General features: G+C 46.0%; 16 protein-coding genes. 5 read left to right on the plus strand and 11 right to left on the minus strand.

Annotation, left to right across the window (positions count from 1 at the left end; translation table 11 throughout):
* Positions 1 to 37: 37 nt before the first annotated feature.
* Entirely contained in the window at positions 38 to 1,597 is a 1,560-nt protein-coding gene (gene murJ, locus L4D06_RS11640; RefSeq protein WP_429739537.1) for a murein biosynthesis integral membrane protein MurJ, read from the minus strand.
* A gap of 294 nt (positions 1,598 to 1,891) precedes the next feature.
* Between murJ and rpsT the strand changes: the two genes are divergently transcribed.
* Entirely contained in the window at positions 1,892 to 2,152 is a 261-nt protein-coding gene (rpsT, locus tag L4D06_RS11645; protein ID WP_028023845.1) for a 30S ribosomal protein S20, read from the plus strand.
* A 71-nt stretch (positions 2,153 to 2,223) separates the two neighbouring features.
* Here rpsT and L4D06_RS11650 read toward each other — a convergent pair whose 3' ends face one another.
* From L4D06_RS11650 to nhaA, 3 genes are all read right to left on the minus strand, one after another.
* Positions 2,224 to 2,526 carry an ArsR/SmtB family transcription factor gene (locus L4D06_RS11650; RefSeq protein ID WP_274164964.1) on the minus strand — a complete coding sequence of 101 codons (303 nt, stop codon included), beginning with the start codon at positions 2,524 to 2,526 and terminating at the stop codon, positions 2,224 to 2,226.
* Between the two features lie 137 nt (positions 2,527 to 2,663).
* Positions 2,664 to 3,551: a transcriptional activator NhaR gene (gene nhaR, locus L4D06_RS11655; protein WP_429739539.1), complete on the minus strand. Its 888-nt coding sequence runs from the start codon at positions 3,549 to 3,551 to the stop codon at positions 2,664 to 2,666.
* A 112-nt stretch (positions 3,552 to 3,663) separates the two neighbouring features.
* Positions 3,664 to 4,851, minus strand: coding sequence for a Na+/H+ antiporter NhaA (gene nhaA / locus L4D06_RS11660; RefSeq protein WP_274164966.1), 1,188 nt, complete (start codon positions 4,849 to 4,851; stop codon positions 3,664 to 3,666).
* A gap of 422 nt (positions 4,852 to 5,273) precedes the next feature.
* Here nhaA and L4D06_RS11665 point away from each other — a divergent pair, with 422 nt between their 5' ends.
* Entirely contained in the window at positions 5,274 to 6,419 is a 1,146-nt protein-coding gene (locus L4D06_RS11665) for a Na/Pi symporter (protein ID WP_274164967.1), read from the plus strand.
* Positions 6,420 to 6,542: 123 nt separating this feature from the next.
* Here the strand turns inward: L4D06_RS11665 and L4D06_RS11670 are convergent, their stop codons facing one another.
* From L4D06_RS11670 to rppH, 5 genes are all read right to left on the minus strand, one after another.
* A complete protein-coding gene (locus L4D06_RS11670) occupies positions 6,543 to 7,382 on the minus strand; it encodes a thymidylate synthase (RefSeq protein WP_429739541.1) in 840 nt (279 codons plus the stop codon).
* A 95-nt stretch (positions 7,383 to 7,477) separates the two neighbouring features.
* On the minus strand, positions 7,478 to 8,278 hold the full coding sequence (gene lgt / locus L4D06_RS11675; protein WP_429739543.1) for a prolipoprotein diacylglyceryl transferase: 801 nt from the start codon (positions 8,276 to 8,278) through the stop codon (positions 7,478 to 7,480).
* 13 nt (positions 8,279 to 8,291) lie between these two features.
* Positions 8,292 to 9,098: a sulfite exporter TauE/SafE family protein gene (locus tag L4D06_RS11680; RefSeq protein ID WP_274164970.1), complete on the minus strand. Its 807-nt coding sequence runs from the start codon at positions 9,096 to 9,098 to the stop codon at positions 8,292 to 8,294.
* Between the two features lie 10 nt (positions 9,099 to 9,108).
* Positions 9,109 to 11,367: a phosphoenolpyruvate--protein phosphotransferase gene (ptsP, locus tag L4D06_RS11685; protein WP_274164971.1), complete on the minus strand. Its 2,259-nt coding sequence runs from the start codon at positions 11,365 to 11,367 to the stop codon at positions 9,109 to 9,111.
* Between the two features lie 59 nt (positions 11,368 to 11,426).
* Positions 11,427 to 11,954, minus strand: coding sequence for an RNA pyrophosphohydrolase (rppH, locus tag L4D06_RS11690; RefSeq protein WP_274165032.1), 528 nt, complete (start codon positions 11,952 to 11,954; stop codon positions 11,427 to 11,429).
* A 630-nt stretch (positions 11,955 to 12,584) separates the two neighbouring features.
* On the opposite strand from rppH, the gene mutH reads away from it, so the two are divergent.
* The gene (mutH, locus tag L4D06_RS11695) at positions 12,585 to 13,265 is read left to right on the plus strand and encodes a DNA mismatch repair endonuclease MutH (protein ID WP_429739546.1); all 681 of its coding nucleotides are present in this window, start codon (positions 12,585 to 12,587) and stop codon (positions 13,263 to 13,265) included.
* A gap of 50 nt (positions 13,266 to 13,315) precedes the next feature.
* Here the strand turns inward: mutH and L4D06_RS11700 are convergent, their stop codons facing one another.
* On the minus strand, positions 13,316 to 13,615 hold the full coding sequence (locus L4D06_RS11700; protein ID WP_274164973.1) for a DUF6482 family protein: 300 nt from the start codon (positions 13,613 to 13,615) through the stop codon (positions 13,316 to 13,318).
* A 303-nt stretch (positions 13,616 to 13,918) separates the two neighbouring features.
* Here L4D06_RS11700 and L4D06_RS11705 point away from each other — a divergent pair, with 303 nt between their 5' ends.
* Positions 13,919 to 14,953: an NADP(H)-dependent aldo-keto reductase gene (locus L4D06_RS11705; RefSeq protein ID WP_429739548.1), complete on the plus strand. Its 1,035-nt coding sequence runs from the start codon at positions 13,919 to 13,921 to the stop codon at positions 14,951 to 14,953.
* A gap of 110 nt (positions 14,954 to 15,063) precedes the next feature.
* Here the strand turns inward: L4D06_RS11705 and L4D06_RS11710 are convergent, their stop codons facing one another.
* Positions 15,064 to 15,315 (minus strand): hypothetical protein, encoded by a 252-nt coding sequence (locus L4D06_RS11710; protein ID WP_274164975.1) that lies wholly within the window; start codon positions 15,313 to 15,315, stop codon positions 15,064 to 15,066.
* A 625-nt stretch (positions 15,316 to 15,940) separates the two neighbouring features.
* Between L4D06_RS11710 and L4D06_RS11715 the strand changes: the two genes are divergently transcribed.
* On the plus strand, positions 15,941 to 16,369 hold the full coding sequence (locus tag L4D06_RS11715; RefSeq protein WP_429739550.1) for a PACE efflux transporter: 429 nt from the start codon (positions 15,941 to 15,943) through the stop codon (positions 16,367 to 16,369).
* Positions 16,370 to 16,376: the final 7 nt, after the last annotated feature.

Raw genomic sequence — 16,376 nt, forward strand, 5'->3', positions numbered from 1 at the left:
AAAAACCGACGGATTATATACTAGTTATGCGCAGCAATCAGCTTTCAGCTCTAAGTTGACGCGGCCTTACGCCAGAAACAGCTAAAGACACTAGGTAAGTCGCTGCACCCAAAGCAATTAAGCCGAAGAGTACATACGTGCGCTCCCAAAGCCCCATAGCAAGCCAATCCGTATTTTCTGGCATTAACCAAAACACAAGACTGCCCATCAGTGACGCGCCAATCACCAGACGTAGCGTAAAGAACAGTGTTTCACGGCTCACGCGGTACACGCCCTGCTGATGAAGACCTCGGTAAAGTAGGCCAGCATTAACCAACGCAGACAACGCCGTGGCCATAGCAAGACCGACATAGCCATAAAATGACGCAAAGATAAGGTTGAACACCATATTGCTAACCATAGCAATAATGCCATAGCGCACTGGGGTTTTCGTGTCTTGGCGAGCGTAATACCCCGGTGCAAGCACCTTGATCAGCATAAAGTTAAGCAAACCTGACGCATAAGCCATCAACGATAACGAGGCGGCATCCACGTCAGACGGGCTAAACTCACCACGCATAAATAGCACCATCAACATTGGCTTTGCCAATACCATCATGCCGACCATGGCAGGCAAGCCAAGCAACAGGACCATGCGAATGCCCCAGTCCATCGTACTGGCGAATTGACCGGATGATTGTTCAACGTGCTTTTTCGACAGCGCTGGCAATATCACGGTGGCAATCGCAATACCAAACAACCCCAACGGAAACTCTAAAAGGCGGTCAGAGTAATACAGCCAACTGATAGAGCCCGTCGCAAGAAAACTCGCGATAAAGGTATCAAGCAGCAAGTTAATTTGGCTTACGGACACACCAAAAAGCGCAGGAATCATCAAGGTACGAATTTTTACTACACCAGGGTGAGACCATCCCCACTTCGGCTTAACCAACATCCCTTCGCGGTAAAGAAAAGGAAATTGAAACGCAAATTGGATCAAACCGCCGAGGAAAACACCAATACCCAAACCAATTTCTGGTTGTTCTAAATTCGGCGCGATCCAAATGGCTGCGGAAATCATCGCGATATTAAGAAACACTGGCGTAAAAGACGACACTGCAAAGCGTCCTAACGTGTTAAGGATCGATCCAGCCAACGCAACAAAAGAAATAAACCAAAGGTAAGGGAACGTGATCTTCAAGATCAAAGACGCTAATTCAAATTTGTGCGCCGAAGGGCCATCGTTGACCCAATCCAAAAACCAACCCGCACCAAATAGTGCAGTGATCACAGGCGATGCAATCACGCCGACCACGGTGACAATGGTCACTAATACACCCAAGGTGCCTGATACGTAAGCAATCAGCTCACGGGTTTTATTTTTATCATCACTGGCTTGGTATTCGGCTAAAACAGGAACAAACGCCTGTGAAAACGCACCTTCTGCAAACAGACGACGTAAAAAATTAGGGATTTTATTCGCGAAAAAGAAAACGTCCGCGGCGGCACCAGCCCCCATGAGGTTTGCAATAACCACATCACGTACCAAGCCCATTACGCGTGACACCATCGTCATAAAACTGACAATCATCCCTGAGCGAAGCAATCGCTTTGACACCTATAACCCCTTAAAACCAAAAATAAAGTAAGATGCATCCGTCCGTTCATGTTATCACGTCTGTTCTAATTGAATTCTAGACGGTACAACAAGTGCGAAAAGGCAGATAAAAGGCTTACTTCATACTAAGAATGCTGGTAGAATCTGCCGCCATATTAACCGCGATGTTCGTCACATGCCATTGCTATGGTGATGCGGCGGATTATTGCACAAATGAATTGACAACTCGGGTAAAACGGGGCATATTCCTCGGCCTTAAATTGTCACCGAATATAAGATTTGGGAGTTAGACCCTTGGCGAATATCAAATCTGCTAAGAAGCGTGCAATCCAATCTGAGAAGCGCCGTCAGCACAATGCAAGCCGTCGCTCTATGATGCGCACTTACCTGAAAAAAACCATCGCAGCTATCGCAGCTGGTGATAAAGAAGCAGCTACTAAAGCATTTGCTGAAGCACAACCTATTCTTGACCGTATGGCTACTAAAGGCCTTATTCACAAGAACAAGGCTGCTCGTCATAAAGCTAGCCTAGTTGCTCAAATCAAAGCTCTGTAATAATCGCTTAGATTTGAACTAAAAAAACCGGCCAAAAGCCGGTTTTTTTATTTGTGTATTTTTCCAACTTTTCACTTAATGTTTTTACAGAAAAGTTCGTGTAAGGTCATCATGATCGTTTGAACTTCAACACTCTTCAATGAGTAATATACCGTCTGCGCTTCTTTGCGCGTCGCGACCAAACCGTCTCTCCTAAGCCATGCCAAATGCTGAGACAACGCTGATTGACTTAATTCTAACTTGTCACTTAACGTTCCCACTGACATCTCACCTTCGAGTAAATAGCAAAGTATGAATAGTCTGCGCTCATTTGCCATTGCTTTAAGCAATTTCACTGCTTTTGGCCCAGCTTCCTGCATTTGTTTTAGTTCCATACGTACTGCCTATTTACCATACTCTAAAAGGTTGCTTATATTGGCATTAGTTTATCACTTAAACACTTAGTGCTATTGCCTTGCGTTTAAGACTACTAATTGCATAATCAAACACTAATAAACTGAATAATCAAACACTAGTGGAACAACTTACTGAAGTCAGCCTCACAGATACGCTTAACCGCAGGGTGTTGGATCATCCTTTCCGCAAAAATTGCATAATACTCTTCCTTGAGCTCCTCCACCTTTGCCACTTCATGAATATCAGGTAAATCGAGCACATCTGCGGAGTAAAAGGTTGGTGCAACAAACATTGCCTTATGATTCGCCCCAAACGCTTTCATCAAGGCCGCGTCATCAAACTCCCCCAAGATATCCGGTGTAATGCCTTGGCTATCAAACCAATGCATGAGTTTTCGACCCATCGCGGTCCTGCTACTTGGAATAAGTAACTTATGCTCTTCGATTATGGCAGGAAATCTTTTTCTTGAGACAGCATCTGAACAAAAAAAACTCATAACACTTTCGCCGATCTTCACGCTAAAGAGGCCAGGACTCTGACTGGAATCGACGGGGCAGTCTGACAGAATCATATCCAACTTGTGCTGACTTAATTGCTCAAGCAATAGCTCGTGAGTCGATTCAAAGCAACGAAGATGAATACCGTCACCGACAGGAACCGCTTTTAGCAGCACTCGACTGACTAAGCTTTTTGACAAGGCGTCCGCCACCCCGACATCAAACAGCTCATTTTCCCGCTGACTGTAATTAATGATATCTAACATTTCATAGCTAATACCAAACATCTTGTCAGCGTACTTGTAAACGAGCTGACCGAGCTCAGTTGGCACGACGCTCCTACCTGAACGTTTAGTCAACTTACCGTTCAGGCGGTCTTCTAGGGCTCGTATTTGCCCTGTTACCGTCTGAGGTGTTAGGAACAAAGCTTCTGCTGCTTTAGAAACAGAGCCTTGCTTACAGACCATCCAATAGTAATAGAGATGGTTATAGTTTAAATGTGACATAAGCTCTCAACTAAAAAAGGCGCCAAAACTACGCTCTACGCAGCTCTGACGCCCTCTTGTCAGGTTCTAACCCAACCTTTCACTGTGATATTCGTCACTCAATAAAACGCGACTAATAATCAATACTCATTTTGTTTTCGTCACTTTCTTCTATTGCAGGCGTCTTAGGCAATACCGCATTCAGCAGCGCATAACCCGCAATAGCTGACACAGTAGAGCCAATCAAGATCCCCAATCGAGAGAAGGTGATATAGCTTTGGTCTACACCCACAAATGCTAGCGAAGAAATGAATATCGACATCGTAAAGCCGATACCACATAGCAGTGATACAGCGAACACTTGTTTAAAATCAACATTTTCAGGTAATCGAGCAACGCCCGTTTTCACTGCTATCCAACTAAACGTGAAGATACCCAGTGGTTTACCTACCAACAAGCCCAACGCGATGCCTAGAGGCAACATATTGGTCAAACTGTCCAGCGATACTCCTTCCAGTGAAACGCCTGCATTGGCAAACGCAAAGAGTGGAAGGATAAGAAACGCCGCATAAGGGTGAATAGCATGTTCCAAGGTTTTTAACGGGGATTTACCGTCTTTACCGCCACTCAATGGAATAGCGAAGCCAAGCACAACGCCTGCCAGTGTGGCGTGGACGCCAGACTTCAAGACGCTGAACCAAAGGATGGCTCCGACAATTAAATACCATTTTACTCCGGTGACATTTTTGCTGTTCATAATGAACAGAACCGCCGTTGAAATGAAGGCGACAGTCAGCGCCGTCACAGACAGATCACTGCTGTAGAACAGAGCAATGATAACAATGACACCTAGGTCATCGATAATTGCCAATGCTAATAGGAAAACTTTCAATGAAAGAGGAACACGCTTGCCCAGCAGTGCCATCACGCCAAGCGCAAATGCAATGTCTGTCGCGGCAGGGATAGCCCAACCGTTGACGGTAACAGGATCTGAATAGTTGAACGCCAAATACACCAACGCAGGTGCTAACATTCCCCCCACAGCCGCAATGGCTGGGAAGATGGCTTTTTCTTTCGTATTTAGAGCGCCTTCAATAAGCTCTCTTTTTACTTCAAGTCCGATCAGCAAGAAGAAGATAGCCATCAGACCATCGTTAATCCAATGCGCAACTGACAAACCAGCAATATAGCTATGAAGAGCACCATCATATAGCGGCTGCAATGGCGAATTAGCGATAACGATCGCTAATATAGCCGCAACAATCAGCACCAAACCACCTGCTGATTCCATCTTCATAAACTGACGAATCGCATCAGTCATTTAAAGCACTCCGTTAAATTAATTAATCCCTTGTAGTCTAGTCACCGATCGCCATTTAAGAAAAATCGGTTCTTTAGAGATTAAACATCGGAATATCCGAACTTTCCACTTAAAACTGACGCTTTTTTCGCATTATGAAAGAATCTTTTGTCACAAAACTTGTCCGCAGTCTCAAATAATCACTTGACCAAAGTGCGTTTGATTGCTTTTTGAGCACTTTAACTTTAACCAGAAAATCCACATAAATCATTGTTTTATAATTAAAAAATAAAACAAGGACACTTACCTTTACACACCACCTCATGCATGACGCACACAGTGACTCAAAACTGTAATATTAGTGAAATATTTCCTACCTACTATTCCGCCCAGATTAATTCATTGACACAAATCTGACATATAACTGTCTCGGAGATTTCCTTATGACATCCCAAGCTTCTACTGCTGCTCCAATTAACAGCTCTAAGAATTGGGTACGTTGGGCCAACCTGGCACTCATGCTCTATATTCTGCTTCTTGCAGTGTCCATGGTTGGTAGTGGTTTTAAATGGGCTGCCGGAGATGAAGCGAAAACCCTATTCGAATTCGCCTCTCATCCTGTAGCAGGTTTGATGATCGGTATCGTTGCAACTGCACTGATCCAATCTTCAAGCACGGTTACGTCAATTATTGTTGGTTTGGTGGCTGGCGGCTTGCCGGTTGAAACCGCGATTCCTATGGTAATGGGTGCGAACATCGGCACGACTGTTACCAATACACTTGTTAGCCTTGGCCACGCTCGTTGTAAAGAAGAGTTCCGTCGCGCATTTACCTGTGCAACCGTTCATGACTTCTTCAACTTGATGGCAGTCTCTATTTTCCTTCCTTTGGAAATGATGTTTGGCCTACTAGACAAAATTTCTAGCTGGTTGGTTGCTCCTTTAATGTTCGAAGGCAACCTAAGCATGAAAGGTATGGACTTCATGGGTCCATTGACCAAGCCTTTGGTTAACGGTTCAAAAGATCTGTTGTCTTCACTACCTGGTGACTGGGGCGGCGTTGCGCTGATTGTTCTCGGTATCGCACTGATTTTTGCTTCTATCACTATGATGGGCAAACTAATGCGTAAACTGATGGTTGGTCGCGCAAAAGAACTTCTTCACAACGCAATCGGTCGTGGCCCACTTCACGGTATCGCGTCAGGTACCTTGGTAACGATTCTGGTTCAGTCTTCTTCTACAACGACAAGCCTGATGGTTCCGCTGGTTGGTACAAACGTATTGAAAGTACGTGATGTTTATCCATTCACTCTGGGTGCTAACATCGGTACATGTATCACTGCGCTGCTAGCAGCGACAGCGGTAACAGGTCCGAATGCAGTATTTGCTCTGCAAATCGCTCTGGTACACCTAACGTTCAACGTTCTAGCAACTCTACTTATCTTTGGTACGCCGTTCCTGCGCGAAATTCCATTGAAGTGTGCAGAGATGCTGGGTGATGCTGCAGCGAAGAACAAACTGGCTGTCGTGGCTTACCTTGGCCTTGTATTTGTCGTGGTTCCCTCTATTGTGATGCTAGCAACGCAATAATCATCACGAAGATACAAAAAAAGCCCGCTGATGCGGGCGTTTTTGTTTTTGAAATACAGGCGTAAAAAAACCGGAGCTAGCCCGGCTTTAAATATGCAGTTTTCATTAAGTGCGATTCACGCTTTAAATCGCAATCGGCGCTTTAATGCTAGGCTGAGCCTCATAGCCTTCAATCACAAAGTCTTCCAACGTGTAATCAAAGATAGACGCAGGCTTGCGCGCAATGCTTAAGCTAGGTTTGTTACCCGGAATACGCTTCATCTGCTCATACACAATATCGTCAGTGAGGTGGTTATGGTAAAGATGAACATCACCAAACGTATGCACAAAATCACCAACATCCAAGTCACACTGCTGCGCAATCATGTGCGTCAACAACGCATAGCTAGCGATGTTGAACGGTACGCCAAGGAAGTAGTCCGCACTACGTTGATAGAGTTGGCAAGAAAGTTTGCCGTCGGCAACGTAGAACTGGAACAAGCAGTGACAAGGTGCCAGTGCCATTTTACCTTGCTCAACATTCGCCTGAGGGCTCATCGTCTCATCAGGTAAGTCTGACGGGTTCCATGCAGTGATAATGTGGCGACGAGAGTTTGGCTTCATTTTGATTTGCTCAATAAGTTCGGCAATCTGATCTACCGTCGAGCCATCCGGGCATGCCCATGAACGCCACTGTGCGCCATATACAGGACCAAGGTCGCCACTTTCTGTTGCCCACTCATCCCAAATGCTCACGTTATTGTCTTGCAAGTATTTGATGTTGGTATCACCATTGAGGAACCACAGCAACTCTTCGATGATAGCTCGCGTATAAAGCTTCTTGGTTGTCAGCATAGGGAAGCCTTCGCTGAGATCAAATCGCAGTTGTCGGCCAAAGACAGAACGCGTACCGACTCCGGTTCTATCGCCACGATCACTGCCGTTGTCGATGATATCCTGCATCAAATCAAGATATTGCTTCATGATTTATCCTTACGTCATCTACCCAGCCACTTATGTAGGGCAGTCAATTAAAAACAACGAAAGCCGCAGAATGAGCTGCGGCTTTGAATATACAATTATGCTGAATGCGTTGCGTTTTGTCCGCGGCGGTAGGCCCAAACCATCATCAACACGCCGCCAATAATCATCGGACTGGAGAGGATTTGCCCCATACTGATCCAATCCCCAAACAAGCCAAGGTGCGCATCGGGTTCGCGGAAGAACTCAACAATGAAGCGAAACGTACCGTACCCGGCTAAAAACAGCCCTGATACCGCACCAGCAGGTCGAGGCTGACGTGCAAACCAATTCAATATGAAGAACAAGACCACGCCTTCAAGCGCAAATTCATACAACTGCGAAGGGTGACGAGCGATCGGGCCGCCAGTTGGGAACACCATGCCCCAAGGTGCATCGGTCGCCCTACCCCAAAGTTCACCATTCATGAAATTCCCCAGTCTTCCCGCACCTAAGCCAAATGGTACCAGCGGTGCAATAAAATCAGAGACAGTAAAGAAGGTACGTTTGGTTTTACGTGCAAACCAAAACATCGCAGTAATAACGCCTAGCAGGCCACCATGGAATGACATGCCACCGGTCCACACTTTGAACAGGAATAACGGATCAGCCAAGAAGGCATCAAACTGATAGAACAGCACATAGCCAATGCGACCGCCAAGCACCACCCCTAAAAATCCGGCGAACAATAAATCGCTAACTTCGTCACGCGTCCACCCACTGCCCGGTTTGTCTGCACGACGATTAGCCAGCCATAGGGCAAACGCAAATCCGGCCAAGTACATCAGGCCGTACCAGCGCACAGCAAGCGGACCAATTTCAATCAGAATGGGATCTATTTGGGGAAATGTCAGAGACATAGGGTTGTCATCCTTAGCTTATAAACATACTTGCCCCAACCAAGAGCAAGAAAACAGCAAAAACACGCTTTATCGTTGGTGTCGGTAAACGCGATGCGAGCCTCGCGCCATATCGTGTCGTAAACACAGAGGTGCCTACAATACCAATCAATGCCGGTAAGTAAACATAGCCGACGCTAAACCTTGGTAAGGTTTCAGTTTGTGTCAGCCCAAAAAAGATAAAACCCGTCATGCCCGATAGAGCAAGAAACACCCCGCACAACGAGGCACTACCAATAGCACGGCGCATTTCAACGCCATAATAATTGAGGTAAGGCACAGTCAAAGAGCCCCCACCAATCCCAGCGAGGCTCGCAACCATACCTATTAGACCACCACTCACTACGTTTCTTGCAGGTCCAGGCAAAGGTTTAGCAGGCTTAACACGCAAAGACAGCGCCATTTGAAGTGCCAAGAACAGCACGATGACACCAAATACTTTAGGGAGATATTCCGTGGGTAACCGATCAGCAATCGCACTGCCCATTAACCCTCCGAGTAATACGCCCGGTAGCAACGTTTTTACAACGGCAGGCTGCACATTGCCCAATCGATAATGCGTGTAAGCGGAAGAAGCAGAAGTCATGACAATACTTGCGAGAGAAGTCGCCAGCGCCATCGGCATCACTAACGACGCGGAAATACCCGCCCACGGTAACAATACCGATAATGCAGGAACCACCAATAAGCCACCGCCGATGCCAAGCAAACCTGCTAGCAAACCCACACAGCTTCCCAGTACAAGACATGCACCGAATAGCCACAAGGTGGCTTCAATCATGAAAGTGTTCCTATTTTCCTACTCGGATGAGACCACCCAAGTGATAGCGTTCTAAAAAGTCTTCCGAGGCTTTTCGAATTTCACCGGTTAAACAAAGTTGTTGCATCGCTACTACGTGTTTTTGCAATGCCTTTGACGGAATATGACGCAATACGTATTTAATTTTAGCGACGCTACGCGTGTTCATACTCAGTTGACGATAGCCCATGCCGACCAGCAAAGCAGCCCCTATGGGATCGCCAGCAAACTCGCCACACACGCTCACAGGAAGCTTTAACCGCTGACTGTTAAGTAGTATTTGATGCAATACGGCGAGCACAGACGGGTGGAATGTATCATACACGTCTGCAACACGAGCATTGTTTCGATCGACCGCCAATAAGTATTGCGTCAAATCATTCGTCCCTACCGATAGAAAATCGATATGAGGAGCAATTGCATCAAATTGATAAAGCACAGAGGGGACTTCAACCATGATGCCCAAACGCGGCTTGTTCAACGTCTTACCTTCAAGCACGGCTAACTCTGCCACCTCTGTGAAAGCGCGGTCGACCAGCGCCTTCGCCTCTAACAGTTCAGAAAGACCGGAGATCATTGGCAAAAGAATGGCGAGGTTATCTATCCCAATACTCGCGCGAAGCATAGCGCGAACCTGAATGAGAAAAATATCAGGATGATCAAGCGTAAAGCGAATACCACGCCAACCTAAAAAAGGATTGTCTTCTTCGATTTTCAAATACGGTAACGGTTTATCACCACCGATATCCAAAGTACGCATGACGACAGACTGTGTCGGATAGCTATCAAGAATCGATCGGTATTGCTTCACCTGATCATCTTCTGAAGGAAAACTTCTCTGCATCAAAAACGGCACTTCGGTACGATACAAACCCACACCATCTACACCGCGGTTGATGGCAATGCTGGTATCTGCACTCAACCCCGCATTGAGGTAGATCTCGACACGCACCCCATCGGCAGTTTCAGTTTGCCGAGTAAACGTGCTATCAACTTCCTGCTGCAACTCGAACTCTTCATCACGAAGGCGTTTATACTCTTCGAGAATAGGCTCCGATGGCTCCACCAGCACGCGGCCTTTGAAGCCATCCAAAACCACGTTCTTTTGATGAATCAATTGCGGGTTGAATTCCACGCCCATCACCGCAGGAATGCCCAAAGCACGCGCCAAAATCGCGGCATGAGCATTCACGGCCCCTTCTTCTGCAACCACTCCCGCTAAACTTTCTCTTGGAATAGCAGCGAGCATCGCCGCCGTTAGTTCTCGGGCAAAAAGGACGACAGGTTCATCAAAGTTCCATTGCTTTGTTTGCTGGTTTTCGAGGAAATACAGCAAGCGCTGACCCAGCTCTTTCACATCACTCGCACGCTCACGAAGATAAGGGTCTGACATATTTTCAAAACGAACGGCGAACGCATCTATCGTTTGCTTAACCGCCCACTCAGCAAGATCGCCTTGCTGAATATGTTCATTCATCGCTTTGCGAAGCACGGGATCGTTCAGCAAGTGGATAAACAGATCGAAGATCGCCAGTGTGTCTTGATTGAGTTCGTTATCCAGACGCTTTCGCAAGCGGCGAAAATCAGCAACCGCTGCACCGATGGCAGAATCAAGACGATCGCGTTCTTGTTGGTTATCCAAGCAAGATGCAGGGAATACCAAGTCCAACCGCGGCTGCGAGACATCACACCACGCCTTGGCAATGGCAACACCAGGGGAAGCGGCAGCCCCTTGCAGCAGCAAAGTGCCTTTGACATTGCTCGGCCACAAGCCTTGTGCTTTGGCATGAGCAAAAACAACGGCTAGTTGCGCAGACAGTGTGACGAGAAAAGACTCCTCGCTTTCATCAAATTGGCGAGAATCTCTTTGCTGAACCACCAAAACACCCAAAACCTGACGGCGATAGATAATTGGCGTACCAAGAAAAGAGTTAAAGAGGTCTTCACCGATATCAGGGAAATGTTTGAAGTCATTGTGCTCGCTAGCATTCGCGAGATTGATAGGCTCAGCGCGACGACCAACGAGGCCAACGAGGCCTTCGCTAAAAGACAATGTAACAGGGCGAGATTGGGCATTGAGGCCTTGGGTGGCCATCAATTCATAGACTTTGCGATCATGATCCGCGATATAAACAGAGCAACACTCTGTACTCATCGCCGAGCAGGTTTCACTCACAAGAGTATTGAGCGCTTGCTTAACGTCACTGGATGACGCCACGTTATTTACGATATCTCGCAGTTTCGTCAGCATCGGCGCCCTCGAAGTCTTCCCTTAGTACTTGGCAGATCCTCTAGTACTTAGCTGATCTTCTAGTACTTAGCTGATCCTCGTTTGCTTTTACTACGTTTTACTTTTCGCTCACGAAAAGGCATCGCAATAGCAGCAAACTCTTTCATTGCGCGTCGGTAAACATCACGCTTAAACGACACCACTTGTCTCACCGGATACCAGTAGCTTACCCAACGCCAGCCATCGAACTCTGGCGTACCACTTCGCTGCATGTTCACTTTTGACTCGTCACATTCAAGCTTCAGCAAAAACCACTTTTGCTTCTGCCCAATACACACCGGCTTTGAATCCCAACGAACTAGACGCTTTGGCAACTTATATCTTAGCCAATGGCGACTTGTCGCCAGTATCTTCACGTCTTTTTTAGAGAGTCCTACTTCCTCGTATAACTCTCTATACATGGCTTGCTCGGGCGTTTCACCGTCATCAATACCACCTTGTGGGAATTGCCAGGAATGTTGTCCATATCGACGAGCCCAGAGAACCTGACCGTGGCTGTTACATATTACAATCCCTACATTGGGACGGTAACCATCGCCATCTATCACTGGACGACCCCAAATATAAATCTCTATTAACAGTGATTTTTTCACACTATGTGCACAGTGGTAAACAAACATTGTGAATGAAACGCATTTTTTGGGGAGTTCAACCGCCTTTAGGGATAAAACAAGTGCCCGCACCAAGTTATAAACAACCCGATGAGACTAAGCGCACATTTATTCACGCTTTCTGTGGATAGATTTGTGAAGAACACCATTTAAACTGAATTGAAGCAAGTTGCATCACTTGATCCAATTCGAACCCCCTCAGTTCAAAATCTACTTAAATCAATTAAAATCAAATCGTTAAAATTAAAATACGCGAAGAGCAATAAATAAATCCTCATCAGAAACAGCAAAGATCTTAAAGTGTTCAAAGATCCACCAAAGTAACAGTTACTCACACCATTCGTACGATTAGCCACCAATCATGGCATAAATTTGAGTAATCAATGCGTTAAAAGCACTGTATAAGCATCCATGTACTTTGAATTTAACGTTTACGCCCCCGCCCTTGTGGATAACCTTTAAAATGCATGTTGTTCAACTCGATCCTTACCGTCACAATGACAAAGGCTGGCGTTTTCATCGTTGGGCTGATAGTTTTTCGCCGATTGTTACTGATAGGAATACTCAATGATCCTTCCTCCAACCTCAGAGCAAGAGCTGCTTGAGCGCGCTTACACACTCGCAGGCTTTACGCTCGGAGAACTTGCCTCTCTACAGGGTATTGACTGCCCAGCGGATCTTCGTCGTGAGAAAGGATGGGTGGGAATGCTGTTGGAAAGCTGCCTTGGCGCAACTGCCGGAAGTAAACCGGAGCAGGATTTTCAGGATCTTGGCATCGAGTTAAAGTCGATCCCTGTCAGTCATACAGGTAAACCGCTGGAAACTACTTTTGTGTGTGTCGCCCCATTAACTGGCGTGCACGGACTCACCTGGGAAAACAGCCACATCCGCAACAAATTATCAAAAGTACTGTGGGTTCCAGTAGAGGGAGAAAGAGAAATACCCCTTGCAGAACGGCATGTCGGTATGCCTCTTATGTGGCAACCCTCGGCAGAGGAAGAGCATCAACTTAAAGCCGATTGGGAAGAACTAATGGAATTTATCGTGCTGGGGAAAGTGCATGAAATCTCAGCAAGGCATGGAGAATATCTACAGCTTCGTCCTAAAGCCGCTAACAGCAAAGTTAAAACCGAAGCGTACGGCGCAAAAGGCCAGCCGATTAAGACACTACCTAGAGGGTTTTACCTAAGAACACAATTCACAGCAAGGATACTCGCCCGACATTTCATGCTGCCAGAAAGCGAGTAACCAAATTACGCAAATATCGCGACACTGCGATGAAACTGACGCCTTTGGTGCTAAAGTGAAATCTCCATGTCTTCTTTGCACGAAGGATCAGCGGGACCAAACTCGTCGTAAGGGTCTAGCAAACGCATCGTCGCTTTCTTTACCCCTAACTTTTTTAGCTTCGCACTAATCTGCTCAACGTTATCGAAGTGCATCACTTCATCCGTTTTATCGTCTCTAAGCGGTTCAAGCTGATGCCTCACTTCTATCTCAACGATATATTGAGCACCACCCGCATGAGCAACCACATAGCAATGCGGCACATTATCAGGATGAGCCTGTATCCAGTTTTTCAATTGCTTTAATTTCATCTTGCTTTCCGCATTGTTAATCAGATGTTAATACTAGTATAGAAGCGCCAGTATAAGACAGCGTATCTTGATGAAATTTTGGTTTATTGGTCACGTGTTTAACACATTCGCGCATTATCGACACACGCCATGCCCGAAGAGCAAAGCTGAACATTCTATTCATGCTTGATGCCCCCTCCCCCGTTTGCCATTTTGATGCTTGTACCTCGCGAAAAACCTCCTAAGATGGAAGATAAATTTGCTTCTCTCGACAATGAGAGCAATTCATCTCATTGTGTAACAGGCACTATTCAAGGAGAACGGATGCAATATCATACCCTTCCTCATACCAGCTTAGATGTCAGTAAAATATGTCTCGGCACCATGACATTTGGCCAACAAAATACCGAAACGGATGCTCATGAACAGTTGTCATTAGCGTTAGATTTAGGTGTGAACTTCATTGATACCGCTGAGATGTATGCCGTCCCACCAACACCTGAAACACAAGGGCTTACTGAAAAGTACATCGGTAGTTGGCTGGCAAAATCAGGCCAACGAGACAAGGTGGTCATTGCCACCAAAGTCGCAGGCCCTCGTGGTGTACCGTATATTCGTGAAGACATGTCTTTGAATCGTCGCAATGTGCGTCAAGCCGTGGATGATAGCCTTGCACGGTTGCAAACCGACTATCTTGATCTTTACCAAGTACACTGGCCACAGCGACATGTGAATAGTTTCGGGCAACTTAACTACGCTCACCAAGATGACAATTCGGGTGTGACGATTCTAGACACGCTTGATGCGCTCTCGGAGTTGGTTAGAGAAGGGAAGATTCGGTATATAGGCGTCTCTAATGAAACGCCGTGGGGAGTAATGAATTACTTGCGACTGGCTGAAAAACACAGTTTAAGTCGCATCGTCTCGATTCAAAACCCTTACAACCTGCTTAACCGAAGTTTCGAAGTAGGGCTATCAGAGATAAGTCATCAGGAAGGCGTTGAGTTATTAGCCTACTCCCCGTTGGCGTTTGGTGTGTTAACAGGAAAATACCTCAACGGGGCACGTCCAGAAGGGGCTCGTTGCACACGTTGGGAGCGGTTTGCCCGTTACTTCACCGAGCAAGGTCAAGCCGCCACAAAAGCCTACGTCGATTTAGCCAATGAGTTTTCAATCGACCCAGCGCAAATGGCACTCGCATTTGTAAACAGTCGCTCTTTTGTCGCCAGTAACATTATTGGTGCAACAACACGCGAACAACTTGAAGCCAATATCAAATCCATTGACCTCACATTGTCTAAAGAATTACTCCAACGCATTGACGCCATTGGCGCTAAGTATTCCAACCCCTGCCCTTAAGCTTTAGTGACCATTGTTCATTATTCGTTTTAAGGATCAAAAAAGCGCCATTGTTGGCGCTTATCTTGATGAGATATCACATCGGGCAACCCTTCAGGTTGCCCTTTGCGTTATGTTGTAGCGTTCATCCTTAACCGTCTTCTCATACGCACAACTTCACGTTGCGCTTTATATTGAGGGGCAACCGTGTGACCGATAGAAAAGCCATCTTTTTCAAAGCCAATATCACGCATTAGATGATCAGATAATGGTTGACCGAGATAACGCACGCGTCGATGTTCCTTGCGCCATTGATTTTCTTCGCGCTTGAGATCTAAGCGAACAAACATAACGGCTAGGCGTAGATATAGTGATTGATTCATTGTGGACTCCATATTGTGTATTAGGAGGCCTTGGATAATCTGCGGAGAAAATGAGAATGGTGCTTTGCATTCAAGCCGCAGAAATATCCGCGGCCCATTTTGCTAAGGGTGCGGAAATTACTGTACAGGTTTTCGCATGGTTGCGCACGAATCAAAGGCGCAAGTATGAACTGATGTAAATGTTTGATTTGTCATGTTTACCGCCTCCTTAAATCCGTAACCTTGAGTAAATATCGCACTTGTAAATTCACTGTTAATTTTAATGATATGGATCAATATATCAATGCGTTATTAGATATATCCATGAATTCAAAGTCATTCTCTAGCCACCCCTAGCTGTTCAAACTTTCATCACGTGATAACCATGAAAATGCCTAATAGTTAGTACATACTTCTGAAAGTGCATATTTGCCATTTCCCTATACAAGTTCCGATGTTCTCGCTATTCATTGAGAGAAATGTTGAGAGAAACATCGGTAGAGTCACGTTCATCGGCAAAACCACCAGCCAACCTAAGCCAATCCGATCCAAGAAATCATCCAATCATCCGAAATTCGGATAGTTAGTAACTTTTATCAATCCATTATTTGGATAATATAGCGTCATCTTTTCGGAGGAATGTTTAATGAGAACAACCTTAGACCGTATTCGACACGCCATCGCGTTCGAAATCATAGGCCTACTATGTATCGTCAGTATCTTGTCTCTATTTGGCTTTGATGCAGCCCATACTGGCGTATTAGGCATCGCGTTTTCAGTGATCGCGACAGGATGGAACTACGTTTATAACCTGTGGTTTGACAAGGGGATGATCAAGTGGGCAGGCACAACGACTAAATCGCAAAAACATCGCATATTGCATGCCGTGATGTTTGAATTGGGCTTGTTATGGGTCACGCTACCTGCCATTGCATGGTGGCTTAACATTAGTTTGTATCAAGCATTCCTGATGGATATTGGTCTCGTAGCCTTCTATCTGGTTTATGCGTATATCTATAACCTCGCATACGACAAAATTTTTCCGGTGAAGTCAGATATGCAACCTGCCCACTAAGCACGGT

Source organism: Enterovibrio makurazakiensis (genome assembly GCF_050336585.1).
In the GTDB taxonomy this organism is placed as follows: domain Bacteria; phylum Pseudomonadota; class Gammaproteobacteria; order Enterobacterales; family Vibrionaceae; genus Enterovibrio; species Enterovibrio gelatinilyticus.

Coding starts and splice junctions, on each gene's coding strand:
- L4D06_RS11650 (WP_274164964.1), bottom strand. CDS start 2,526: ATGGAACTAAAACAAATGCAGGAAGCTGGGCCAAAAGCAGTGAAATTG.
- L4D06_RS11680 (WP_274164970.1), bottom strand. CDS start 9,098: ATGATTGAAGCCACCTTGTGGCTATTCGGTGCATGTCTTGTACTGGGA.
- L4D06_RS11715 (WP_429739550.1), top strand. CDS start 15,941: ATGAGAACAACCTTAGACCGTATTCGACACGCCATCGCGTTCGAAATC.
- L4D06_RS11705 (WP_429739548.1), top strand. CDS start 13,919: ATGCAATATCATACCCTTCCTCATACCAGCTTAGATGTCAGTAAAATA.
- L4D06_RS11700 (WP_274164973.1), bottom strand. CDS start 13,615: ATGAAATTAAAGCAATTGAAAAACTGGATACAGGCTCATCCTGATAAT.
- L4D06_RS11710 (WP_274164975.1), bottom strand. CDS start 15,315: ATGAATCAATCACTATATCTACGCCTAGCCGTTATGTTTGTTCGCTTA.
- mutH (WP_429739546.1), top strand. CDS start 12,585: ATGATCCTTCCTCCAACCTCAGAGCAAGAGCTGCTTGAGCGCGCTTAC.
- lgt (WP_429739543.1), bottom strand. CDS start 8,278: ATGTCTCTGACATTTCCCCAAATAGATCCCATTCTGATTGAAATTGGT.
- nhaR (WP_429739539.1), bottom strand. CDS start 3,551: ATGTCACATTTAAACTATAACCATCTCTATTACTATTGGATGGTCTGT.
- nhaA (WP_274164966.1), bottom strand. CDS start 4,851: ATGACTGATGCGATTCGTCAGTTTATGAAGATGGAATCAGCAGGTGGT.
- L4D06_RS11670 (WP_429739541.1), bottom strand. CDS start 7,382: ATGAAGCAATATCTTGATTTGATGCAGGATATCATCGACAACGGCAGT.
- ptsP (WP_274164971.1), bottom strand. CDS start 11,367: ATGCTGACGAAACTGCGAGATATCGTAAATAACGTGGCGTCATCCAGT.
- L4D06_RS11665 (WP_274164967.1), top strand. CDS start 5,274: ATGACATCCCAAGCTTCTACTGCTGCTCCAATTAACAGCTCTAAGAAT.